The following is a 23853-nucleotide window of genomic DNA, read 5'->3' on the forward strand; positions in this document are numbered from 1 at the left end:
CTACTTACGCTTCTTGCCGGCGTTACGACGACGCACGATGTACTTGTCGCTTTCCTTGTTGGCGTGACGGGTGCGACCCTCAGCCTGGCCCCACGGGGAGACGGGGTGACGTCCACCGGACGTCTTGCCCTCACCACCACCGTGCGGGTGGTCGACCGGGTTCATCGCGACACCACGCACGGTCGGGCGGACGCCCTTCCAGCGCATGCGGCCGGCCTTACCCCAGTTGATGTTCGACTGCTCGGCGTTTCCGACCTCGCCGATGGTCGCGCGGCAGCGCGCATCGACGTTGCGGATCTCGCCCGAGGGCAGACGCAGCTGAGCGAAGTTGCCATCCTTGGCGACGAGACGGACGGATGCACCGGCCGAACGTGCCATCTTCGCGCCGCCACCGGGACGGAGCTCGATCGCGTGGATGACGGTACCCGTCGGGATGTTCTTCAGCGGGAGGTTGTTGCCCGGCTTGATGTCGGCACCTGCACCCGACTCGATGACGTCGCCCTGCTTGAGCTTCGCCGGCGCGAGGATGTAGCGCTTCTCGCCGTCGAAGTAGTGCAGCAGCGCGATGCGTGCCGTGCGGTTGGGGTCGTACTCGATGTGAGCGACCTTGGCGTCCACGCCGTCCTTGTCATTGCGACGGAAGTCGATGACGCGGTACTGGCGCTTGTGGCCACCACCGATGTGACGGGTCGTGATACGGCCCTGGTTGTTGCGACCACCGGTCTTCGAGAGCGGGCGCAGCAGCGACTTCTCCGGCGTCGATCGGGTGATCTCGGCGAAGTCAGCCACCGACGAGCCGCGACGGCCCGGGGTCGTGGGCTTGTACTTGCGAATAGCCATGATTGTCCTTATCCCCCGGATCAGCCGATTGCCGTGAAGATGTCGATGGTGCCCGACTTCAGGGTCACGATGGCGCGCTTGGTGTCCTTGCGCTTGCCCGTGCCGAAGCGGGTGCGACGAGCCTTGCCGACGCGGTTGAGGGTGTTGACCCCAGCGACCTTGACGCCGAAGATCTTCTCGATGGCGAGCTTGATCTCGGTCTTCGAAGCGCGCGGGTCCACGAGGAAGGTGTACTTACCCTCGTCGATGAGACCGTAGCTCTTCTCGGACACGACCGGCTTCAGGATGATGTCGCGCGGGTCCTTGTTCAGGGCCGTCTGGAGAACAGATGCCTGCTCGCTCATGCGGAGACCTCCTGGTTGGCGCCGGACTTGGAGGCGATGAAGCCCTCGAGCGCGGCCTGGGTGAAGACGATGTCGTCGGAGACGAGCACGTCGTATGCGTTGAGCTGGTCGAACGTCAGCACGTGCAGGTTCGACAGGTTGCGGATGCTCTTCAGCGTCACGTCGTCGTTGCGCTCGATGACGACGAGCACGTTCTTCGACGAGACGACGTTGGTGAGGAAGTTCACCGCGGTCTTGGTCGAAGGCGTGCCGTCGATGCCGAACGACTCGATGGCGTGGATGCGGTCACCGCGGAAGCGGTCGCTCAGTGCACCACGGAGGGCAGCGGCGATCATCTTCTTGGGGGTGCGCTGCGAGTAATCGCGCGGCTTGGGGCCGTGCACGATTCCACCACCGGTCATGTGCGGCGCGCGGATGGAGCCCTGACGAGCGTTACCCGTGCCCTTCTGCTTGAAGGGCTTGCGGCCGGCACCCGAGACCTCACCGCGACGCTTGGTCGAGTGGGTTCCCTGGCGAGCCGCCGCGAGCTGCGCGACGACGACCTGGTGGATGAGCGGGATGTTCGTCTTGGCGTCGAACAGTTCGGCGGGAAGCTCGATCGAGCCAGCCTTCTTGCCGTCTGCCTTGAGGACGTCAAGCGCGAGAGTGGAGTCAGCCATGATCAGGCACCCTTCACTGCGTTGCGGACGTAGACGATGCGGCCACGAGCACCGGGGACGGCGCCCTTGACGAGCAGCAGACCCTTCTCGATGTCGACGGCGTGCACCGTGAGGTTGAGGACGGTCACGCGCTCGCCACCCATACGGCCGGCCATGCGCATGCCCTTGAAGACGCGGCTCGGGGTCGACGATGCGCCGATCGAGCCGGGCTTGCGGTGGTTGCGGTGCGAACCGTGCGAAGCCGAGACGCCCTTGAAGTTGTGACGCTTCATGACACCGGCGAAGCCCTTGCCCTTGCTCGTGCCGACGACGTCGACGAGCTGGCCTGCTTCGAAGGTGCCGTCGACCGTGAGCTCCTGGCCCAGCGAGTAGTCGCCGGCATCCGCGGTGCGGATCTCGGTGACGTGACGACGCGGCGTGACGCCTGCAGCCTCGAAGTGAGCGGTCAGCGGCTTGTTCACCTTGCGCGGGTCGATCTGGCCGTACGCGATCTGCACGGCGTTGTAGCCGTCCTTCTCGGGGGTACGGATCTGCGTGACCACGTTCGAGGCGAGCTCGATGACGGTGACGGGAACGAGCTTGCCGCTCTCGTTCCAGACCTGGGTCATACCGAGCTTCGTGCCCAGCATGCCCTTGGAAATCTTGGAGTTGATGTCAACCATGTCCGACCTCAGAGCTTGATCTCGATGTTGACATCGGCAGGAAGGTCGAGACGCATCAGCGAGTCGACAGCCTTGGGCGTCGGGTCGACGATGTCGATCAGACGCTTGTGGGTGCGCATCTCGAAGTGCTCGCGGCTGTCCTTGTACTTGTGCGGCGACCGGATGACGCACACGACGTTCTTCTCGGTCGGAAGGGGCACGGGGCCGACGACCGTGGCGCCCGCGCGGGTCACCGTGTCGACGATCTTGCGTGCGGACGTGTCGATGACCTCGTGGTCATACGACTTCAGGCGAATGCGGATCTTCTGTCCCGCCATTGTCTGCTCTCTCTCTTTAAGCGTCTTACCGACCTGGGCCGGGTGACCCAGGGGCATTGGACGCACGTCGGCGCTGTTCGCGCCTCGGCACTCGAACGGCTCTCGCGAGTCGATCTGCTGCACCACTGTTCTGCTGTCATCCCGCACGTCTCTCGACGAGCGGATGTCCGACCTCCGCCGCGCACGGCGAAGCCCTCGTGATGAAGATGTCGGGATCGTTCTGCCACCCGCGGCCTAGGTCCCTGCGCGCCTGCGCCGCCTATGCACTGCCGTGATGGTGATCCAGCAACGCTGAGCGCGCCGGAATGTCGAACCTGTCTATTCTGCCACGGCCGATTTCACTTGCGCAAACCCGGGCGTGTCGCGCCGGCTGTGCATCTCCTGAGGGCACACCCCAGCCGTCGGATCGGCGCCTCTGATCGACGCCGCCGACGACCCCTCAGCGCGCTGAGGAGAGCGGGGCGAGGCATCCCCATGCCTCGCCCCGCTTGGGGAGGGCGTTCAGTGCGAGGGGGCACACCGAACGCGAGGAGACCGGCGTGAAGGGACGCCGGGATCCTCGACCGAGGGCGCGGCGAAGCGACCGCCGCGCGGGCGGGAAGACGTCAGAGCGCACAGAGTGCGCGCGTCGCACGATGATCCCCAAAATCGTATTCCCCAGTTTGACGCGGCGAACCGCGTGAATTCGGGAAGTCGAACCCCTTCGACATCCCTGATCGCAAGTTCCCCAGGCGATCGAGAATCATTCTACGGGAACAGGCCGCTGAAACGCGATACCGCCACCCGGAATACTTGGTTCCGGACGCACAAGAGCGGCGACTCCCCTCAGGGAGCCGCCGCTCTCGGTCTCAATGGCGAGCTGTCACTCGTTGCCGACGGCCTTGTCGGCGCTGTCGCGGATCTCGTCGATCTTGTCCGCGGCACCCGGAGCGAGCTTCTTCGCGAAGTCGGCGACGCCGTCGAGGACCTTGTCGCTGATGTCCTCGGCCTGCTCGCTCTTGACGGCCTCGGCGATCTTGTCCTTGTTCTGCTCGTACAGATCCTTGCCCTTGTTGACGGTGTCCTCGATACCCATGCGGGCCCCCTTGTATGCGATCGGATGCGGCGGATCCCCGACGCACGTTCATTCTGCCCGGATCGGCGCCTGGGCGGAAGAGACGCGAAAGGGGCGGTCATACAGACCGCCCCTCCCTGTCGCGACTACTCGGCGGTGACGGCGTCCCGTCGACGGCGGTACGCGAGGAACAGCCCTCCGGAGATGAGCATCAGCAGCGCCATCGCGATCAGGCTCCAGGCCGTCTCGGCTCCGGTCGTCGCGAGCGGGTCGGCCGCCTTCACATCGACTGTCGCGTCGTCGACGAGCTGCGCCTCATCGGTCTGCTCGGTCGGCGAATCCACCACGACGGCGTTGGTCACCGACGGGTACGCCTGCTCGCCGATGCGCACGCGCAGGGTGAGAGTGACCTCCTCGTCGAGGGCGAGACCGTCCTCGAGCGTCCACGTCACGACCCGGCCGTCCACCCGCACACCCTGATCGGGCGAGCCGTCGAACGCGAGTCCTGCGGGCAGCGCATCCGTGATGGTGACGGGGCCAGGGTCCGCGGTCGGGCCGTCGTTGCGCACGACGATCTCGTAGACGCCGACCTTGCCGACCTGGAAGCCACCGACGGCCGTCTTGGTGACCACGAGCGCGGCGAGGCCAGGCACTGTCACCACGTCGGACGCGCGGTTGTCGTCGGGCGTGCGGTCGGGGTGCCCATCGGTGATCTCGGTCGCCGTGACATCCGCGACGTTGATGACCTCCGAGTACGCCGAGACCAGCACCCGCGTCGTCACGACGAGCGGGGCCGCGGTCTCGCCCGGCACGAGCGGCAGCGCGTAGCGCGCGGTCACCAGGGTTCCGGCGAGAGGATCCTCGGCGTCGGCCGGCACGATCGAGTCGATCGTCCAGTCATCGCCCACCTCGTCGCCCACGAGAGTGGTGACCTCGAGACCCGCGGGCACGAGATCGGTCACCACGACACCGGTCGCCTCGGACGGACCGCTGTTGCGCACCTCGAGGGTGAACGGAAGCAGGTCGCCGATGCGCACGGCATCCGCATCATGCGTCTTGGTGATGGCGAGGTCGACCTCCCGATCCACTGCCACGGAGGCCGTGTCGGTGTCATTGTCGTTGTTCGAGTCCGGCGTGCCGGAGGACACCGTCGCGGTGTTCGTCAGCGTCGATCCGTGCACCACGGTCGGGTCGATCAGCGCATCGAATTCGATCACGGGCGTCGTGGCGCCCTCGACGAGCCCCGCGTCACCGGGCAGAAGCGTGAACGTCACGCTCTGCGGGTCCGCCTCGTCGACTGCGGCCGCCCACGCCGCCGAGGCGTCGCCCGCGAGTGACGTGAAGCTCACGCCTGCGGGAAGACGGTCGACGACCGTGACGGGACCGACCGCGTCGCTGGCACCGAGGTTGGCGACCTCCACGCGGTAGCGGATGCTCTCGCCCGCCACCGCGGAGGAGATCTCCGCGCCCTCGCTGTCGATCGCCGTCTTGATCAGCTGCAGATCGGCGTCGGTCGTGACGTCGATCACCGCCGTGTCGACGTCCTCGTGCGGCGAGTCCGAGCGGCTGTCCGACCACGACAGCGTCGCCGTGTTCGTCAGCTGCGTCCCCGTCGGGACGTTCGACGCGACGAGAGCGACCACGGTGATGGTGCTGTCGCCCAGCGGGTGCCCCGCCTGGGAGCAGCTCTCGCTCGCGTCGTCGCACGTCCAGCCCTCACCGGCGATCGAGACCGCGCTGAGTCCCTCCGGAAGCACGTCGGTCACGAACGCGTCGGCCACCGAAGGGCCGTCGTTGCGCACCGTCAGCGTGTACTCGACCTCGGTACCCGCGATCCACGGGCCGTCGGCGACGGTCTTCGTGATCGAGAGCTCGGCGAGCGTGACGATCTCGACCGCGACCTCGCTGTGGTTGTTCGTCGGATCGAAGTCCTCCGGGCCCGTCACGTCGGCGGCGTTGACGAGTCGCTGCGGACGCACGTCCGCGGCGACCGCTGCAGTGACCTCGATCACCACCGTCGCACCCGATGCCAGGGTCTCCCCCTCGGCCAGCGCCGACCAGGCGATCGAGCGGCCGCCGTCAGTCACTGTCGCGTCGGCCGCGACCGCGCCGGACCCTGCGACGTCGATGGTCGACGAGACGTACGTCATCCCGGCCGGCAGGCGGTCGGCGATGTCGATCGGCGCACTCGAGATGCTCGGACCGTTGTTCGTGACGGTCAGCAGGAAGCGCGTCTGCGTGCCCGCGGTCACCTCGGGAGCATCCGCTCCGACCGGAGCACCGTCCGCGTCGAGCGCCACCTTCACGATCGAGAGGTCGGCCACCCGGTCGGATGCGGTGGTGTCGCCGTCGCGCGGGGTGTTCGTCGAGTTGGTCGCCTCGGCCTGCACCCAGTTCTCCACCTCGGAGCCCGGAGCGAGCGTCGAGTCCACCGCGTACGTCACGATGAACGACCGCGTGTTCTTCCCGGTCGCTGCCGGCACGGTGCCCGCCACCGCGAACGTGTCGTTCGCGGCCGGTCCCGCCGTGCGGGTCCAGGTGCCGTTCTCGTCCTGCACCGAGGAGTAGGAGAGCATCGACGGGACCTCATCGACGATACGCACGTCCCGAGCATCCGCCGGTCCGTTGTTCGTCACGACGACCCGGTAGCTGACGGTCTCGCCCGCGACGACGTCCGGCAGGGCGGCCCCGAGCTGGGAGGCATCCTTCCAGTCGCCGTCGTCGAGCACGACGCGCGTCTTGGTGACGGCGAGAGTCGTGTCATCGCCAGGGGTGACCGTGACCTCGCCGGTGTTGTTGCCGGGGACCGGATCGGTCGTCGCACCGGGCTCGACGGATGCCGCGTTGCGGATGGCTCCCCCGGTCCACGACGAATCGACGGTTCCGGTGAGCGACAGGTCCTGCGCAGGACCCACCGGCATCTGCTCTCCGACGAAGGTCCAGGTGATGGTGTCGCCCGCGGCGGCCGGCCACCCGTCCGATGCCGTGACCGTCCAGGACGTCAGGCCGGCGGACGGATCGCGCACCTCGCCGATCCCCGAGGGGATCGTGTCGGTCACCGTGATCGGGTCGGCGTCGGTGGAGACGGCGACCGAAGGACCGTTGTTGCGCACCTTGATGCTCCAGGTGAGCGAACGACCAGCGGTGACCTCGGCTGTGTTCACCGACTTCGTGACGGCGAGGTCCGCCGCGCTCGAGATCGGCTTCGAGGCTGCTGCGGTGTTGTCCTTCGTGATGTCGGCCGGGCGCTCGAACGTGCGGCCGGTGACACCGGCCGTGTTCGTCGCGGTGCCCGTGGCCGGCGCCTGGATCGACACGTTCGCCACGAGGACGATGCGGTCGGTACCTGCGGCGGCGAGGGTGCGCGCGCGGTCTCCCACCACGAACGGGTCGGATGCGGTTCCGGAGCCCGTCAGCGCGAGCGCGACACCGGTCGTGTCGGATGCCGTGGAGTAGTACCGCGCCGTGAAGGCTCCGTTCGTGACGCCTGCCGGGAGCACGGACTCATCCGTGACGACGAACGGTCCGCTCGCCGCATCCGGCCCCTGGTTCGTGACCGTGATGCGCCACTGCGGCTGCGTGTATCCGGAGCGCGCGGCGTCGCCGGCGGTCCACGCACCCTGGGCGTCGCCGCCGATGGCCGCCTTGACGACCTTCAGGTCGGCGCGCGCGATGTGCGCGTCGGCCGTGGCATCCGCTCCGACGTACGCGCCGCCCGCGTTGCGCGTGGCTCCGGTCGCGTCCGTCGCGGCACCCGTGACGGTGTTGCGGTGGTCGATCGAGAGCCCTGCGCCCGGATCGGTCACGGCACCGGGGTGCGGCGTGGCCGAGAAGGTCACGAGCAGTGTGCGCTGAGCATCCGTCGCACCCGACGCCGTGCCGGGCAGGAGCGCCTGACCGGTCGCGGATCCGATCGTCCAGGTCACGGTCTCGCGTCCGTTCTGGACACCGATGACGGGCGCCCCGAGATCGACGGCTGCCTGCGTGCCGACGGTGAGACGCGGCACGACGGTCGCGTCGTACTGCCAGTTCGCCGGGAGCGTGTCGGTGAGGGTGAGCGTCTGAGCCGAGCCCGTCCCGGTGTTCCGAGCCTGCAGCGTCCACGAGAAGGTCTCGCCGACGAATGCTTCGGAGCCTGCCGTGACGCGCTTGCTCAGTGCCACCTGCGGGAAGCGCGGCGTGATGGCCGCGGCACCCGTGGTGTTCGTGGTCGGGTTCGCGCCGCCGCCTGGGCGCGATGCGGTGCCCGGCGTGTAGACCCAGCCGTCCGTCGTCGCGGACTCGTAGCGGGTGACGGCGACCTGGTTGCCCAGCGCGCCCGTGCCGAGTGCTGCGGCCTCCACGAACGTTCCCCGGTAGACGAGGTCGTACGTGTTGGAACCCGCGATGTTGCTGAGCGGCCCGGGGAGGGTCCAGGTGATCGTTCCGCCCTTGCCGGCGCGCAGCGCGTCCGCATCCGAGAACGTCGCCCCGTCGAGCATCGTCTGTGTGGTGTCGATGCGGATGCCTGCGCCCACGGTGTCGGTCACGACGACGCCGTACGCGGGCGATGTGCCCGCGCCGGTCGCGTTGGAGACGCGCACGCGGTACGTGAACGACTGGTCGGGTCCGCCCGCGGAGGCCGCGCCGTACGTGCTGTCCGCCGCGCCGGTCGTCTTGACCGCCTTGGCGATCGTGACGTTCGGGTTCAGGACGCCGACGGTCGCGGTGTCGCTCTGCGAGGTGCGATCGGTCGTGGAACCGTTGACCCGGCCCCACGTGAACGTGGCGTTGTTGACGAGCGACGCGGCGGTCACCGCCGTCGTGATGCGCGCCTGGTAGGTCACCGTGATGGTGCGGGTCTGGTCCCAGGCGATGATGTCGTCCTGGCTGATCTTCCACGACAGGACGCGACCGTTCACCGTCGGCTGCCCGATCTCGGGAGCATCCGGTGCTCCGGCCCACTGCGCGGTCTCGGTGTGCGTGCCCGCCGCCACGAAGTCGACGCCTGCGGGAAGCGTGTCGGTCAGGGTCACGTCGTAGAAGTTGGTGCTCGTCGGAAGCGTGGTCTTCACGGTGTAGGTGACCGTGTCGCCGACCGGTGCCGACGCCGTGCTGACCGACTTGTCGATCGTTGCGTCAGGCATCCGCACGGTGGCGTTCGCCTTGGCGGTGTAGGTGCCGCTGCGGTCGGACGTGTCGCTGTCGGCGCCCACTGCGAGCGGCAGCGTGCGACCCGTGAGCTCGGCGCGGTTGGTGAACTGCGAGCCACCGCCGGCCAGAGCCTCGACGGTGCCGAGGTACGTGAGGGTCGGAGCCGCACCCGCGCCGCGGAGTGCGGGGATGGTCCACTCGATGAGCGTGCCGGTTCCCGATCCGCGCTGGATCGCGTCACCCGTGCCGATCGCACACGTGTCGGCGAGGATGCGGGCGGTGCCCGCCGAAGGCGCCAGAGCGCTCGGTGTGATCTCGGCCGGCACGCAGTCGAGGATCACGACGTCGTAGAGAGCCGGGCTGTTCGCCGCATTGCTCGCCGTGAGCGTGTACGTCACCGTGCCGCTGGCCGAGACGGTCGCGGACGACGCCTTCTTCGTCAGCGTCGGAACGGGCTCGACGAACTGCACCTCTGCGGAGGCCGTGCGCGTGAGGCGCGTGGCTCCGTCTGTGTTCGGGTCGAGGAAGCCCAGGCTCGCGGTGTTCTTCATCGCGCCGGGCGGCACGTTCACGGCGCCGTTGTTCGCGGCCGAGGCATCCCGATCCTTCACCCACAGCGTGATCTGCACGCGGAACGTCTGCGCCGAGGCGGTGCCGTTCGTGTACGTGTCGGGGAACGTCAGCACGCCGTGCGCCGCCCCCGCGGTCTCGGCCGCGCGGAAGTCGCCCGTGCCGGTGCCGATCGTGAGCTGCGCCCCCGTGGGGCCGAGGTACTTCGCGCTTCCGGCGACGTACTGGTAGGTCACGCTGCCGTTACGCAGGGCGAGCGCACCGCCGTCGGACAGCACGGCACCATTGACGGTGGTGTGCGCCGGGATCGTCGCCGAGTACTCGAAGGTCGCGTACTCGCCCTGCACGATCTGCGCCGCCGTGTTGCGATTGCCGTCGCCGAGGTCGGTGACCCCGGCTGCGGCGTCCGCGACGGGTGCGACCTCGGTCGAGACGAGCCTCTTCGCGATCGCGACATCGGGCAGGTGCACCTCGGCGGTGCCGACGGTGTCGACATCCGATGCCGAGACCTCGCCGTCGGCAGTCGTGCGCGTGGTCAGCTGCTGGCCACCCGCGTCGCTCTGCGGGACCACGGTCGTGATCTTCGACCCGGTGTTCTCGATGCCGTAGCTGACGATCCCGGCCGAGTTCGTGTAGCTCTGGGTCGGCTGCGCGGCATCGCCACCACCGGGGATGCCGGAGGGAACCGTGAGCGTGTATCCGAGCGTGAGGCCGCGGACGACCTCGGGCGCGGCATCCGTCGCGGGGGTGGAGCCGGCGATCGAGGCCCCGACCTTCCAGACCACGACAGAGCGTCCGGTGGAGGCGCTGCTGAGCGAGATGCCGTCCGGCAGAGTCTCACCGGAGTCGTACACGGACACGTCGAGGTCGGTCGGGCTGGTCGCCGTCTCGGTGCCTCCGTCGTAGAGCGCGGAGGTGAACGAGGCCACATCGGCCTTCTTCACCCCTGCGGGCAGGACGTCCCACACGACGTAGTCGGTGGTGCCGTTCTGCGGAGCCCGCACGTCGATGCGGTACTCGACCTCGTCGTTCTGCACGACCTGACGAGTGGGCACGCGAGAACCGAAGTCCGCGCCGATCACCTCGTCGTTCACCGAGCGGATGCCCTTGGTCAGCGTCGAACCCCAGTCGAGGTCGATCGTCGCCTCCTTGCGGAGGAACGAGAGCACGCCGTCGACGTTGACCTGCTGGTACTTCGCCTGGTTCGCGGGGCTGTCGACCTCGTCGCGCGATGCGGACTGGGACTGCACCTCGCCGCGCACGTAGACGGTCATGGTGCTGCCTGCGGGCACGAACCGGTCGCTGCTGGTGCCGCGGTTGCGCGCTCCGAACTCCCAGGTGAGCGAGGTGCCGGTCGGTGCCGTGTTCGGAATGTACGCCGTCGGGAAGGAGCCGGTGCCGTAGGCGACCGGGTCGGTCACGTCGGCGAAACCGGTGATGCCCTGGTAGCCGTAGAGGATCTCCCGCACCGCGACGCCCTCGGGCAGATAGTCGGTGAGGATCGGGTTGCGGGTGTCGATGCCGTCGGCGAAGGGCACGATCAGGCGGTACCAGACGTCGTCGCCGGGCGAGAACGGCTGCGTCGCCACCGTCACCCAGTCGGCGTCGGTCGCGTCCTCGAACGACGTGCCACGCTCGAGCACGGTCTTGCTGAGGTCGGTGAAGTTCGACGTGATGAGAGCGGACGAGTCGTCCTTCACATGACGGGTGCCGCCGACGCGGTCGCTGAGCGCGGGGTCGTTCGCGATCGCCGCGATCGGCTCGGTCTGAGCGGTCACCGTCACGTGGTTGAGGAAGCTGTCACCCGAGCTGGTGCCACCGGCCGCACCGGTGTAGTTCGGGCGCTGCATGACGGAGTACTGAGCCGTGAACGACTCGCCGGCGTCGAGGTCGTCGACCGCGAAGACGACGGTGAAGGTTCCGTCGGTCGGCGTGTAGCGGATGGATGCGAGGTGCAGCTCGGGCGAGAGCACCGCGCCGCTCGCCTCGGTCGGGAAGTTGCAGGCGTCGCCGGGGACTTCGGCGTTCCACGTCTGCTGCGAGACCTCGAGGTCGCCGATCATGAGCGAGACGCCGTCCGGCGAGCCGGGGAACGCGGGGCAGAGACCGTTAGCGATGACATCCGTGAGGACGATCCCGCGTGCGTCGACGTACTCGCTGACGTCGACCTGCACCGAGTAGGTGGCGAGGGATCCGGTGGTGAAGGCCTTGCCGTCGTCCACGCCCTTCAGGACGCGGACGTCGACGGCCTCGATGATCTCGTCATCGTCGTCGTGCGCGGCGCGGAGCTTCTCGTCGTCGTTCAGCACCGGCCCCTGATAGGTGCCGGCGACTGCGGCGACGTTCCGGAAGGTCTGCGCGTCCGTGGGGTCGCTGACCCCGCCGTGGCGCGTGGAGGCACCGGTGTTGTTGTCGAGGTTCGCGGCCTGCGCACCGCCGGCGGGCGACGGCGCCGCGCCCTCGGGCCAGAGCGCGTTCGCGAACAGCGGGACGGCGGCGTGATAGCGGATCTGAGCCTTCGCGCCGGGGGCGAGGTCGCCGAGGGACCAGGTGACCTTCGTGTAGACGCCCGCACCGGGAAGACCCAGCGCCGCGGCTTCGGATGCGGAGAACGACACCGTGTCGACCGTCTCGCCGGCCGTGACGCCGCCGGCGAGGGTGCCGGAGCCGTCGTACTCGGCATCCGCGGAGTTGTCGCCGGTCGCGAGACCCAGGTACTCGAGGCCCGCGGGGAGGTAGTCGGTGACCGAGGCACCCGTCGTCGCGCCCCGGGTCGTGTTCTCGACGTCGAGCGTGTAGGTCGTGATGCTGCGGTGAGCGCCGCGCAGGAGTTCGGTCTCGGCACTCGGCTCGGTCTTGACGATGCGCAGCGCGCGCACCGGAACGTCATCAATCGCGAGGGCAGCGCCCGACGTGTGCGCGGTGGTGCGCGAGACGCTGGGTGATCCGTCGAAGGTGGGGAGACGCGCGGGGTCGTCGCTCGTGTAGGCGCGGATCGAGAAGCCGACCTCGCTGCCGACGGGGTACTCGTCGCCGTTCGGCGCGATCGTGACGCGCGACGAGACAGTGCCGCCCTGCGGGAGGTCGTTGACGTTCGACCACACCCAGACCTGTTGACCTGCGGGCACAGCGCACAGAAGCGGCTGGCCGGGCGCGTTCACGAGGCCGAGCGACTCGCAGGAGGCATCGGATGCCGTGCGCGAGCGGTTCGGCAGGACGTCGCCTTCCGCGTACACCGTCGGCGTGCCGAAGCTGCCGCCCGAGACCAGGGTGACGGAGGCGGGAACGGCCGCGACGAGGCTCAGGTTGAACTGCGCTCCCCCACCGCTGTTGGTGACGTCGACGTCGAATCCGACGTTCTCCCCTGCCAGCACGAAGTCTTTGCCGGCCGAGGCCGGATCGACGTTCTGCGCCGAGATGGTGGGCGCCCACAGAGCGGCGGATGCCGTCTGCGCCGTGACCCCGAGGGCGAGTGCCCCGGCGATCAGGGAGACGACGGCGGTGATCGCCGTCAGTCTCCGGGCGCGCTGAATGTTCTTTCGACGCAGGGTCGAACGCATGCTGAAACTCCCCTTAACCCTGCACGCCACTCCCCGGTGTGCAGGCACTCCCCTATCCGCACGCGCACCGCCATACGGCTCAGGAGGGCTTCGGGGCTCTCCGAGCATCAGCGGTGTCGTGACCGACCTTGACCTCGGGCACGAGCGTGCGTACTGCGCGGAACGCAGCACTCACAACGATATATGACACTTCGCGTTATATTCAATGACATAAACCGGCGTGGCGCTTCGGGGGTACGACAAAAGGGGCCGGACCCGAAGGTCCGACCCCTGTTGTCAGGAAGCAGATGCTTACTTGATGATCTTCGTGACCGTACCGGCGCCGACGGTGCGTCCACCCTCACGGATGGCGAAGCCGAGGCCCTCTTCCATGGCGATCGGCTGGATCAGCTCGACCGTCACGTCGGTGGTGTCGCCGGGCATGACCATCTCGGTGCCCTCGGGCAGCGTGATGACGCCGGTGACGTCGGTGGTGCGGAAGTAGAACTGCGGGCGGTAGTTCGTGTAGAAGGGGTTGTGACGCCCACCCTCGTCCTTGGACAGGATGTACGCGGTGCCCGCGAAGTCGGTGTGCGGCGTGACCGAACCCGGCTTGACGATGACCTGACCGCGCTCGACGTCCTCACGCTTCGTGCCACGGAGCAGGAGACCACAGTTCTCGCCGGCCCATGCCTCGTCGAGCTGCTTGTGGAACATCTCGATACCCGTGACCGTGGTCTTGACGGTCGGACGCAGTCCGACGATCTCGACCTCGGAGTTGATGGCCAGCGTGCCACGCTCGGCGCGGCCGGTGACGACGGTTCCACGACCGGTGATCGTGAAGACGTCCTCGACGGGCATCAGGAACGGCTTGTCCTTGTCGCGCACGGGGTCGGGGACGTTCGCGTCGACGGCCTCCATGAGGTCGAGGATGGACTGGGTCCACTTCTCGTCACCCTCGAGTGCCTTCAGAGCGGAGACGCGGACGACAGGAGCGTCCTCGGCGAAGCCCTGCGATGCGAGCAGCTCGGAGACCTCGAGCTCGACGAGCTCCAGGATCTCCTCGTCGTCGACCATGTCGGCCTTGTTCAGCGCGACGAGCAGGTACGGAACGCCGACCTGCTTGGCGAGCAGAACGTGCTCACGGGTCTGAGCCATCGGGCCGTCGGTGGCGGCGACCACGAGGATCGCGCCGTCCATCTGAGCAGCACCGGTGATCATGTTCTTGACGTAGTCGGCGTGGCCGGGTGCGTCAACGTGCGCGTAGTGGCGCTTCGGGGTCTCGTACTCGATGTGCGAGATGTTGATGGTGATTCCACGCTGGCGCTCTTCCGGCGCCGAGTCGATGGAAGCGAAGTCGCGCTGCACGTTGGTGTCAGACGGGAACTTGTCAGCAAGCACCTTCGAGATCGCTGCGGAGAGCGTGGTCTTGCCGTGGTCAACGTGACCGATGGTTCCGATGTTGACGTGCGGCTTGGTCCGCTCGAACTTGGCCTTAGCCACTGGGTCCTCCTCAGGACGTCATGTAGAGGGTGCCGGGCACTGGTTTGCGACCGGTTCTCTACGGGTGTGAATCTCAGTTTAGTAGAGAGGGAATGTGAAGTTGTAGGGGACCTGGGAGCCGAGCCGGAACTCGACTCCCAGGAAGTTGTTACTCGCCGCCCTGGTGCTTCTGGACGATCTCGTCCGCCACAGCGCGGGGAACCTCAGCGTAGCTGTTGAACTCCATCGAGTAGACGGCGCGACCCGAGGTCTTCGAGCGCAGGTCGCCGATGTATCCGAACATCTCGGACAGCGGGACGTGTGCACGGACGACCTTGACGCCTGCGGCGTCCTCCATCGACTGGATCTGGCCGCGACGCGAGTTCAGGTCACCGATGACGTCGCCCATGTACTCCTCGGGAGTACGCACCTCGACCGCCATGAGCGGCTCGAGGAGTGCCGGGCTCGCCCGACGAAGGGCTTCCTTCATACCCATCGATCCTGCGATCTTGAACGCCATCTCCGAGGAGTCGACGTCGTGAGCCGCACCATCGACGATCGTCGCCTTGACGCCGACGATCGGGTAGCCGGCGAGCACGCCGACGTTCATCGCGTCCTGGAAGCCGGCATCGATCGAGCCGATGTACTCGCGCGGGATGCGACCACCGGTGACCGCGTTGACGAACTCGTACGTCTTCTCGTCGTCGAGGTCGAGCGGCTCGATGTTGAACTGGATCTTCGCGAACTGACCCGATCCACCGGTCTGCTTCTTGTGCGTGTAGTCGTGCTTCTCGACGTTCTTGCGGATCGTCTCGCGGTACGCCACCTGGGGCTTTCCGACGTTGGCCTCGACGTTGAACTCGCGCTTCATGCGATCGACGAGGATGTCGAGGTGCAGCTCACCCATGCCCTTGATGGTCGTCTGACCGGTCTCGGGGTTGAGCTCCGTGCGGAAGGTCGGGTCCTCCTCAGCGAGCTTCTGGATGGCGACACCCAGCTTCTCCTGGTCGGCCTTGGTCTTCGGCTCGATCGCGACCTCGATGACGGGCTCGGGGAACGTCATCGACTCGAGGACGACCGGCGAAGCCGGGTCGGTGAGGGTGTCACCGGTGGTGGTGTCCTTCAGACCGATGACCGCGTAGATGTTTCCCGCGGTGACCGAGGGGACCGGGATCTCCTTGTTGGCGTGCATCTGGAAGATCTTCCCGATGCGCTCCTTCTTGCCCTTGGTCGAGTTGATGACCGCAGCACCGGAGTCGAGCTGACCCGAGTAGACGCGCACGTAGGTGAGGCGACCGAAGAACGGGTGCACCGCGACCTTGAACGCGAGGGCCGCGAACGGGTCCTTCGCGTCGGGGTGACGCTCGATGATCGTGTCGTAGTCCTTGGGGTCGTGCGCCTCGATCGAGCCCACGTCGAGCGGGTTCGGGAGGTAGTCGACGACTGCATCGAGCATCGGCTGCACGCCGCGGTTCTTGAACGCGGAACCACAGAGGACCGGGTAGATCTCGGAAGCCACGGTGAGCTTGCGGATCGCACCCTTGATCTCGGCGACGGTCAGCTCTTCGCCACCGAAGAACTTCTCGAGCAGAGCGTCGTCGGTCTCGGCGACGGTCTCGAGGAGCTGCTGACGGTACTCGTCGGCCTTGTCCTTGAGGTCGGCCGGGATCTCCTGGATCTCGTAGGAGGCGCCCATGGTGACGTCACCCTTGGAGTCACCCGCCCAGACGAGCGCACGCATCTCGACGAGGTCGATGACGCCGATGAAGTCGTTCTCCGCACCGATGGGCAGCTGGATGACCAGCGGCTTGGCGCCGAGACGGTTGATGATGGTGTCGACGGTGAAGTAGAAGTCCGCGCCGAGCTTGTCCATCTTGTTGACGAAGCAGATGCGGGGGACGTTGTACTTGTCGGCCTGACGCCACACGGTCTCGGACTGGGGCTCGACGCCCTCCTTGCCGTCGAAGACGGCGACGGCACCGTCGAGGACGCGGAGCGAACGCTCCACCTCGACCGTGAAGTCCACGTGACCGGGGGTGTCGATGATGTTGATCTGGTTCTTGTTCCAGTAGCAGGTCACGGCGGCAGACGTGATCGTGATGCCGCGCTCCTTCTCCTGCTCCATCCAGTCGGTGGTCGATGCACCGTCGTGGGTCTCGCCGAGCTTGTGGTTGACGCCCGTGTAGAACAGGATGCGCTCGGTCGTGGTGGTCTTGCCAGCATCGATGTGAGCCATGATGCCGATGTTCCGAACCTTGCTCAGGTCGGTGAGCACGTCTTGTGCCACAGGAGTGTCCTTATCTTTTGTGCAGTCGTACTGCGAAGAGGGGGGTGCCCGCCCCCGATGTGTGATCGGGGGCGGGCGAAGCTGTTTACCAGCGGTAGTGAGCGAACGCGCGGTTCGACTCGGCCATCTTGTGCGTGTCCTCACGGCGCTTGACCGCTGCACCGAGACCGTTCGACGCGTCGAGGATCTCGTTCTGGAGACGCTCGGTCATCGTCTTCTCACGACGACCCTTGGCGTAGCTGACGAGCCAGCGCAGCGCGAGGGTGTTCGCGCGGTGCGGCTTGACCTCGATCGGAACCTGGTAGGTCGAGCCACCGACACGGCGGCTCTTGACCTCGAGAGTGGGGCGCACGTTGTCGAGCGCCTTCTTCAGAGTGGCGACGGCATCCTGACCGTTCTTCGCCTCGACGCCCTTGAGGGCGGTGTAGACGATCGACTCGGCGAGCGACTTCTTGCCGTCGACCAGGATCTTGTTGACCAGCTGGCTGACGATAGGAGCGCCGTATACCGGGTCGTTGACGACGGGACGCTTCGGGGCGGGACCCTTACGAGGCATTGGACTCAGCCCTTCTTCGCGCCGTAGCGGCTGCGAGCCTGCTTACGGTTCTTGACGGCCTGGGTGTCCAGGGCGCCACGGACGATCTTGTAACGAACACCGGGGAGGTCCTTGACACGACCGCCGCGGACGAGCACCAGCGAGTGCTCCTGGAGGTTGTGACCCTCGCCCGGGATGTAGGCGGTCACCTCGGAGCCGTTGCGGAGCTTCACACGGGCGACCTTGCGCATCGCCGAGTTCGGCTTCTTCGGGGTGGTGGTGTAGACGCGGGTGCAGACCCCGGCCTGCTGCGGGTTCGACTTCAGGGCAGGCGTCTTGGTCTTGGTGACCTTCGGCGAGCGACCCTTGCGAACCAACTGCTGAATGGTTGGCACGTTCTCTCCTCATAGTGCTGCACGGTGACAGCGTGATGGGTTTCACCTCATGACCCACCGGCACGCCGGAATCGACGGGCCTTTGTGGTGGTGGGTATGCCGTGGGGGCGGACCGGCATGGTGCCGACGCCCAGCGCACACGTCGAGACGTGCACACACCTGATCAAGTGTAATGCCGCGTAACGTGACGGTCAAATGAGCGTCGGTGTCCACGCCGGACGTCAGCGCAGATCCCGCATCCGCGCGGCGACGCCGCCGCCCTCCCCCGTGCGACGCTCTGCGGTCACCGCGATGATGAGGAGCACGGCTCCCATCACCGCGAGCGTGATCCACCACGGCATCGACTCGATGCCGCGGCCGATCTGCACCGAGAAGACGAAGACGTTCTCGATCGGAAGCACGATGAGGCCGAGCAGGAACGGGGCGGCGAGGCGGTTGCGCGAGCCGATGAGGATCGCCGCCAGAGCGAGCACCATCACCAGGATCGCCCGCCAGGTGAGCGGATCCGTGAAAGTCGAGACGATCGACGCGATCATCATCGTGACGATCCCCGGCGCGAGCAGCGCCCAGGAGCCGGTCCACCGTGCGGGCCAGCTGTTCAGCGTGCCGCGCTCTCCCATGCTCTCACCGTCGGTCCGCCGCATGGCGAGCGCGCCGGCGACCAGCAGGAACGCGCCCAGCGGCAGCGAGAACCACTCGACTCGCAGATCACGCGGGCTCCACGCCACGACGGCGGTGACGAACGCGATGGCGAAGAGGAACCACACGGGCGGGGCGGTCGTCGCCCGCACGCTCACCCTGCGTGCGGTCGCGACCGTCGCGATCAGGTAGCCGAGCATCAGCATCCACATCGGCCAGATCGAGAACCAGTCCCGCTCGATCGCGGTCCAGGTGCCGGCGGCGAGGGCGAGCGCGGCGGGAGCCCCCAGCCAACGTGTTCTCCGCAGCGCAGAGTCGACGCCCGCCGAAGCGCGGAGCGCACGGGCGGTGAGTGCGAGCACCAGAGCGCCCACCGCGCTCACGCCGAGGCAGGCGACGAAGAGGCCGAGTCCCTGCAGCTGCCCGAAGTCCCAGCCGAGTCCGATGCGGATGCCCTGGAGAGGTCCGACGACTGCCGCGAGCCCCGCGGCGATGAGGGTCGGGATGCGCAGCTCGCGGAGGCGGTGCAGCCTCGATCCTGGCTGGGCGCGACGGACCAGAGCGTCGAGGGCGAGCAGCACCCAGGCACCGGCGAGGAGTCCTCCGACTCGCCACGAGACTCCCGTCTGACCGACAGCATCGGGTTCGATTAGGGCGACGAGGGCGAGGATCGGCCCGATCGCGACGAGCAGGCCCGCGCCGAACAGCGCGGTCGCCCGACCGCCGCGGACCGTGACGAGCACGGCCACGAGCGCGGCACCGAGGGACGGCGGGAGCAGATAGGCCTCGAGGAGGTCGACACCGGCGATCCCCCAGACACACCACAGCGCCCCGGTGAACGACGCGCCCGCGACGGCCCAGGCGTAGCGGCGACCGGCGAACAGCGCGGCAGCGACGCCGCCGAGCCCGATCACGAGGAGGACGATCAGCGCGGTGCCGAGTCCCGCCGCCTCGCGACCGACCGCGAGGCCGGTGGCGATGAGCCCGGTGAGCAGGGCCGACGATTCGATCGCGACGCGCGCGGCGTCGGCCGTCGCCGGGGCGTGTCCTCGCGCCACGAGCGCTCCACGGACCGAGGAGGACGACGCGAGAGCGAGGGCGACGAGCACCGCGACGATCGGGAGGGCGACCGGCGACCCGCTCGAGGCGAGCAGCTGGGCCCCGAGGCAGACCACGACGACCGCGAGAGTCGGCACGAGCATCCCCGCCGCCGCCGTGCGCACGAGTCTCGTGAGTCCTGGCCGGCGCGTGAGCAGCAGCGTCAGGGCGAGGACGAACATCAGCCCGGTGGAGAGCGCGGTCCAGCCGCTGCGCTCCTCGACGACCTGCAGGACTCCGATGCCGAAGGGCACCGCGGAGACGACGAGGATCGCCTGCCACGACCTCGCTCCGATGCGCGGAAGATACGTGGCCGAGATCGCGACGAGCAGACCCGCGGATGCCGTCAGGCAGAGCTGCGCGATGCTGCCGACCCCGCCCTCGGCCAGTGCCGTCGCGACGAGGATCAGCCCATAGGCGAAGCCCGCGCCGACCGAGAGGAAGCGCAGTCGGGCCGGACGTACGGCGGCGAGGGCGCCCAGCGCGATCAGCGTCGCGATGCCCGCGAGAGGGACGGCGGATGCGTCGCGCCAGGCGACGATCACCGAGGCCACGAGCGCGAGATACGCGCCGATGAGCAGGAGCGGGACGATGCCTCTGCCCGCCGTGCGCTCCGGCATCCGGGCCATCACCACTGCGACCGCGACGACGGCACCCGTGAGGACGGCGATCGCCGCAGGGAGCACCAGCAGACCGCCGCAGCCGAGAACGAGCACCACGAGCGCACCGGACACGAGGGACACCCGCGCGGCGGGGACGGAGAGTGTGCGGATGCCGTCCCGATCGCGGGCGAGGCGGCCGAAGACCGCGAGTCCGACAGAGACGGCCACGAGTCCGGCGGGGGTACCCCACCCCGCGAGGCCGGATGCATCGACACCGTCGCTCTGCCGGAGGAAGCCGGTGACGGTGGTCGCGCCGGTGATCACGGCGTCGGCGAGCAGAGCGAGGGCCGGCACGGCGAGTACCGACAGCGCTCCCCCGGCGACCTGTCCGCGCGGCACCCGCGCAGGCAGGGGCACCACCGCGCCGATCAGCACGAGCGCGACGGCGGCCGCCGCGGGGATGATCGCGAAGTACCACGAGATCGAGAGCTCCCGGATGCCGGGGACGGCGTACACGACGAGCACGATCGCCGCCGAGCCTGCCGCACCGGCGACGTAGGCCCAGAGAGGACCGAGCATCCGCCGAGCCGCGATCACGGCGTGCACTGCGATCAGGGCGAGCATCCCGCTCATGGCGAACAGTGACGCGGTCTCGCTCCCCAGGTCGATCCGCCACACGAGCACGAGTGCGCTCGCAGTCGCGATCAGCTGCACCGCCACGAGGGTGACGCGCTCGACGTTCGGCGGACGGAGGAACTCGATGATCGCCGCTCCGGCGAGGGCGACGCCTATCGCGCCCGCCACGCCCGCGAGCGAGGTCGCTCCCGCCGCTCCCAGCATCGCGGGGGTGAGCGCCAGCGTGACCGTCGCCGTCCACTGCCAGACCCTGATGCCGCGTTGCGTGCCGGCACCGAGCATCACGATCGAGGCGACGGCGCAGGCGACCGCGGCCGTGAGCCAGGGGTCGACCCCGGGCGCGGCGAGCTGTGCGACGGCATGCACGTCGAGCCCCGCGAACACCAGCCCGAGGCCGCCGACCGCTTCGGCCGAGAAGCGCAGGCCGCGCCGGGAGAGCAACCAGGCTCCACCGAGGAACAACAGGGTGATGAGCCAGACGATCACACTCCGCAGGGCACGATCGGCGAGGTCGGGGTTGAAGTAGGTGAAGACGATCGCGGCGACGGCGAACAGGCCGGCACCGGCGGTCGCGAGGACCGACTGGAGCGTCGCACTGCTCTGCGGCGACGCCGGGGTCTTCTCCCCGCCGCCTGCCGCCGGCGGGGGCGGGGGCGGGGGCGGCTGCGACTCGGCCGACGCCGCGGGCTGCGCCCTCTCCGGCATGGCGACGGACACGGAGGCGGATGCCGAAGCACCTGCCGACGCGGATGACGATACGGCTGGCACGGGGACGAGCGGGACGCGGGTGAGCGTCTCGTCGCGAGCGCGAAGTGCCGCGGCGGCCGCCAGCGATGCCTCCCAGACCTCGGTGCCGATGGCGCCACGCAGGTCGGAGCCGCAGCGCGCGCAGCATCCGCCGTCCAGCATCCCGCGACACACCGGGCAACTGGTGTGGTCGAGGAGCTGCAGGGCGAGCACCTCACCCCAGGTCGTCGAGTGCGGGCCCGGGGTCGACGGGATTGACGGCGTCACAGATGTCGTGGTCATGACCGCTCCTCGGATTCGGGGACCCAGCGCAGGATGTCTCCCGGCTGGCACTCGAGCACGCGGCAGATCGCCTCGAGGGTCGTGAAACGCACCGCTTTGGCCCTGCCGTTCTTGAGCACGGCGACGTTCGCGGGCGTGATCCCGATGGCGTCCGCGAAGTCCTGCACGCTCATCTTCTTGATGGCGAGCTGCACGTCGAGGTCGATGACGATCGGCATCAGACGACCTCCGACATGTCCTGCTCGAGCTCGAGCGCCTTGCGCAGGAGGCCCCGCAGCACCACGAGGAGCAGCGCGAGTGCGGCGCTCACGACGATCCCCAGGACGGCCAGCAGCGACAACGACAAGGACACCGCGCGACTGGCGACGATCACGATGTAGGAGACGAGGATGATCGCGCCCGCGGCGATCAGAGCACCGAGGATGATGTCGACGTAGCGGAACGCCTCGACCCGGAAGATGCGCCCCTCCTGCACGAGGGACAGCAGGAACCAGATGCACACCAGCGTCACCTCGATGAGGCCGATGAAGACGACGGCACCGATGATCCCCGGGATCTCGAGCTGCGCGACGTCGGGATTGCGGATCGCAGTGATGCGCGCGACCTCGGGGATGACCAGGGTCTGGCTGGCCAGCAGCAGTCCGAGCAGGACGATGATCAGCGCCTTGAGAACGCGGGAGACACGAGGATGCATGAATGGCCCTATCGATCGCCAATGGGTATCTATCGAAAAACGATACCTATCGGCGTGCGACGTCGCCACTCCCCCATCGACCTCTCAGCGGATATGCAGGCAGCGAGGCGACCGCCGTCGGGGGCTGCGGACCTACGGCACGTCGGGATCGAACGGCGAGTCGAGCGAGTCGGTGAGCTCAGCCAGCAGCGCCTCGATCTGCGGCTCGACATGCTGCGAGATCGCGGCCTGGATGTAGATGCGGTGTCGGAGCAGGATGCTGCAGATCTCGCGACCCACCATGTTGGCGTACTCGTCGGCGAGCGCCACCTCCTGCCGCAGCGCCACCTTCGCCTCGTCACTCAGCGGCGGGAGGGGCGGGAGCTCCGCCGTCGCGTCGTCGGCCATGCCGGCGATCGTGAACAGGAACGGCGCCCCGGGAATCGGCTCCGGGTCCAGCGGCAGACCGTCGAACTCGGGGTCGAGCCCGTCGGCGGGCCGGTAGCTGCGTGCCCGGTTGCGTGCGGCCTGCTGGTCGAGCTCGCGCTGCAGCATCGGCAGGTTCCTGGCCGTGTACTCGGCAACGGCGTGGTCGACGATGGTCTTTATCCGCGTCGAGAGTCCGTGCTGCACGCCGTGCGGCGTGTTCGAGCCGATGCCCGCCGCCGACAGGATGGGCGAGCCGAGACAGCGGCGACAGGGCGCGACTCTTCCTCGATGGGTGGCCGGCTCCCACCGAGGCACCCAGCGCAGCCAGGCCTCGACGGCCTGGTCGACCTGCGTCTCCAACGAGCGCTCCACACCTAGAGCGTACGGCGCACCCGGGGTGCACACGGCGATTTCCGCATGACGGCGGGGCGTCACTCCTCGTCTTCGCGCTCCCAGGGCCACTGCGGATGCTGGGCACGCGTGCGCCGAAGCGCGATGCCGCCCCAGGCCGCGATCGCGGCGGCGAGGACGAGCACCGCGCTCGGCCCCCCTGTCACGAGATCGCCGGCGACGGCCGTCGCGACGATGAGATCGCCTCGCGCCGTCGCCACACCGATCCATACGGCGAGCAGGTGCGCCAGCGCCGTCGCAAGCGCGATGCCCGGAACGGCGAGGAAAGACGGGTGCGATCGCCGCAGGGCGAACCAGAGGGTCAGGGCGAAGACGACCACGGCGACCAGCATGCCCGCAGCCCCGGGTACCTGACCGAGACCGGGGACCGAGATGATGTCGCTGTCTGTCGCCACGCTCACCGCACCGAGTCCGAAGACGGCGAGGGCGAAGAAGCTGATCGCCGCGAGCACCAGCGCCAAGACGGCCGAAACCCCCGCGGACTCGGGTCCACGGGGGTTCGGCGATGACATGTTCGTG

General features: G+C 68.2%; 16 protein-coding genes. All 16 read right to left on the bottom strand.

Features of this window, described 5'->3' with window-relative positions; genetic code table 11:
- The 16 genes from rplB to ASF80_RS15905 all read right to left on the bottom strand — a co-directional run bounded on the left by rplB (nt 1) and on the right by ASF80_RS15905 (nt 23846).
- On the bottom strand, nt 1-840 hold the full coding sequence (rplB, locus tag ASF80_RS15830; protein WP_045253842.1) for a 50S ribosomal protein L2: 840 nt from the start codon (nt 838-840) through the stop codon (nt 1-3).
- A 20-nt stretch (nt 841-860) separates the two neighbouring features.
- On the bottom strand, nt 861-1184 hold the full coding sequence (gene rplW / locus ASF80_RS15835) for a 50S ribosomal protein L23 (RefSeq protein ID WP_017829206.1): 324 nt from the start codon (nt 1182-1184) through the stop codon (nt 861-863).
- Entirely contained in the window at nt 1181-1843 is a 663-nt protein-coding gene (gene rplD, locus ASF80_RS15840) for a 50S ribosomal protein L4 (protein WP_045253843.1), read from the bottom strand. Before rplD ends, rplW begins: the two co-directional genes overlap by 4 nt.
- 2 nt (nt 1844-1845) lie before the next feature.
- Nucleotides 1846-2505: a 50S ribosomal protein L3 gene (rplC, locus tag ASF80_RS15845; RefSeq protein ID WP_056312872.1), complete on the bottom strand. Its 660-nt coding sequence runs from the start codon at nt 2503-2505 to the stop codon at nt 1846-1848.
- Between the two features lie 8 nt (nt 2506-2513).
- Nucleotides 2514-2822, bottom strand: coding sequence for a 30S ribosomal protein S10 (rpsJ, locus tag ASF80_RS15850; protein ID WP_017201594.1), 309 nt, complete (start codon nt 2820-2822; stop codon nt 2514-2516).
- 862 nt (nt 2823-3684) lie between these two features.
- Nucleotides 3685-3897, bottom strand: a complete 213-nt coding sequence (locus ASF80_RS15855; protein WP_056312873.1) for a hypothetical protein — start codon at nt 3895-3897, stop codon at nt 3685-3687.
- A gap of 125 nt (nt 3898-4022) precedes the next feature.
- Nucleotides 4023-13139: an isopeptide-forming domain-containing fimbrial protein gene (locus ASF80_RS15860; RefSeq protein ID WP_056312876.1), complete on the bottom strand. Its 9117-nt coding sequence runs from the start codon at nt 13137-13139 to the stop codon at nt 4023-4025.
- 291 nt (nt 13140-13430) lie between these two features.
- Nucleotides 13431-14621, bottom strand: a complete 1191-nt coding sequence (tuf, locus tag ASF80_RS15865) for an elongation factor Tu (protein WP_056312877.1) — start codon at nt 14619-14621, stop codon at nt 13431-13433.
- Between the two features lie 148 nt (nt 14622-14769).
- Entirely contained in the window at nt 14770-16887 is a 2118-nt protein-coding gene (gene fusA / locus ASF80_RS15870; RefSeq protein WP_056312879.1) for an elongation factor G, read from the bottom strand.
- Nucleotides 16888-16972: 85 nt separating this feature from the next.
- Nucleotides 16973-17443: a 30S ribosomal protein S7 gene (gene rpsG, locus ASF80_RS15875; protein WP_056312881.1), complete on the bottom strand. Its 471-nt coding sequence runs from the start codon at nt 17441-17443 to the stop codon at nt 16973-16975.
- 5 nt (nt 17444-17448) lie between these two features.
- Nucleotides 17449-17817, bottom strand: coding sequence for a 30S ribosomal protein S12 (gene rpsL, locus ASF80_RS15880; RefSeq protein ID WP_056312883.1), 369 nt, complete (start codon nt 17815-17817; stop codon nt 17449-17451).
- 221 nt (nt 17818-18038) lie between these two features.
- Nucleotides 18039-21821, bottom strand: coding sequence for an SCO7613 C-terminal domain-containing membrane protein (locus ASF80_RS15885; protein ID WP_056312885.1), 3783 nt, complete (start codon nt 21819-21821; stop codon nt 18039-18041).
- Entirely contained in the window at nt 21818-22039 is a 222-nt protein-coding gene (locus ASF80_RS15890) for a helix-turn-helix domain-containing protein (protein ID WP_056312887.1), read from the bottom strand. The genes ASF80_RS15885 and ASF80_RS15890 overlap by 4 nt, the downstream gene beginning before the upstream one ends.
- The gene (locus ASF80_RS15895; protein WP_056312890.1) at nt 22039-22515 is read right to left on the bottom strand and encodes a DUF2975 domain-containing protein; all 477 of its coding nucleotides are present in this window, start codon (nt 22513-22515) and stop codon (nt 22039-22041) included. The genes ASF80_RS15890 and ASF80_RS15895 overlap by 1 nt, the downstream gene beginning before the upstream one ends.
- A gap of 132 nt (nt 22516-22647) precedes the next feature.
- The gene (locus ASF80_RS15900) at nt 22648-23295 is read right to left on the bottom strand and encodes a hypothetical protein (RefSeq protein WP_056312891.1); all 648 of its coding nucleotides are present in this window, start codon (nt 23293-23295) and stop codon (nt 22648-22650) included.
- Nucleotides 23296-23354: 59 nt separating this feature from the next.
- Nucleotides 23355-23846, bottom strand: coding sequence for a hypothetical protein (locus ASF80_RS15905; protein ID WP_235560020.1), 492 nt, complete (start codon nt 23844-23846; stop codon nt 23355-23357).
- Between the last annotated feature and the right edge of the window lie 7 nt (nt 23847-23853).

Source organism: Microbacterium sp. Leaf159 (genome assembly GCF_001423615.1).
Lineage (GTDB): Bacteria > Actinomycetota > Actinomycetes > Actinomycetales > Microbacteriaceae > Microbacterium.

Excerpts from the sequence above, each read along its gene's own strand:
- rplD (WP_045253843.1), bottom strand. The coding sequence starts at position 1,843 with ATGGCTGACTCCACTCTCGCGCTTGACGTCCTCAAGGCAGACGGCAAG.
- rpsJ (WP_017201594.1), bottom strand. The coding sequence starts at position 2,822 with ATGGCGGGACAGAAGATCCGCATTCGCCTGAAGTCGTATGACCACGAG.
- rplW (WP_017829206.1), bottom strand. The coding sequence starts at position 1,184 with ATGAGCGAGCAGGCATCTGTTCTCCAGACGGCCCTGAACAAGGACCCG.
- rplB (WP_045253842.1), bottom strand. The coding sequence starts at position 840 with ATGGCTATTCGCAAGTACAAGCCCACGACCCCGGGCCGTCGCGGCTCG.
- ASF80_RS15855 (WP_056312873.1), bottom strand. The coding sequence starts at position 3,897 with ATGGGTATCGAGGACACCGTCAACAAGGGCAAGGATCTGTACGAGCAG.
- ASF80_RS15860 (WP_056312876.1), bottom strand. The coding sequence starts at position 13,139 with ATGCGTTCGACCCTGCGTCGAAAGAACATTCAGCGCGCCCGGAGACTG.
- ASF80_RS15885 (WP_056312885.1), bottom strand. The coding sequence starts at position 21,821 with ATGACCACGACATCTGTGACGCCGTCAATCCCGTCGACCCCGGGCCCG.
- ASF80_RS15895 (WP_056312890.1), bottom strand. The coding sequence starts at position 22,515 with ATGCATCCTCGTGTCTCCCGCGTTCTCAAGGCGCTGATCATCGTCCTG.
- rplC (WP_056312872.1), bottom strand. The coding sequence starts at position 2,505 with ATGGTTGACATCAACTCCAAGATTTCCAAGGGCATGCTGGGCACGAAG.
- ASF80_RS15890 (WP_056312887.1), bottom strand. The coding sequence starts at position 22,039 with ATGCCGATCGTCATCGACCTCGACGTGCAGCTCGCCATCAAGAAGATG.
- rpsG (WP_056312881.1), bottom strand. The coding sequence starts at position 17,443 with ATGCCTCGTAAGGGTCCCGCCCCGAAGCGTCCCGTCGTCAACGACCCG.
- ASF80_RS15905 (WP_235560020.1), bottom strand. The coding sequence starts at position 23,846 with ATGTCATCGCCGAACCCCCGTGGACCCGAGTCCGCGGGGGTTTCGGCC.